The organism is Mycetohabitans sp. B2 (genome assembly GCF_021733735.1).
GTDB lineage: Bacteria > Pseudomonadota > Gammaproteobacteria > Burkholderiales > Burkholderiaceae > Mycetohabitans > Mycetohabitans rhizoxinica.
Genome location: NZ_JAHKSP010000174.1, coordinates 1 through 277 on the forward strand (window position 1 = coordinate 1; position 277 = coordinate 277).

At 59.9% G+C, this 277-nt stretch carries 1 protein-coding gene; it reads right to left on the reverse strand.

Features of this window, described 5'->3' with window-relative positions:
• The coding region (locus KPG66_RS17280) for a hypothetical protein (RefSeq protein WP_237071667.1) at positions 1-226 on the reverse strand (226 nt) is incomplete at its 3' end.
• Positions 227-277 lie beyond the last annotated feature (51 nt).

The following is a 277-nucleotide window of genomic DNA, read 5'->3' on the forward strand; positions in this document are numbered from 1 at the left end:
CATGCGGCGCGCCTTCGTCTACCGACATATCATCTTGCATACCGGGCGGCTTCACATCCCAGCGCGTTTTTCGCCCCTTGGGCTGGCTCGGCCCCTTATCATGCGGCGCGACTTTGTCTATCCGCGTATCTTGCTTATCGGACGGCTTCACATCCCAACGCGATGTTTCCCGCACCTTAGACGGGATCGCCCCCTTACCATGCGGCATGCTTTCGCCTACCGACATATCATCTTGCATACCGGGCGGCTTTACATCCCAGCGCGAGGCTCTCCGCGC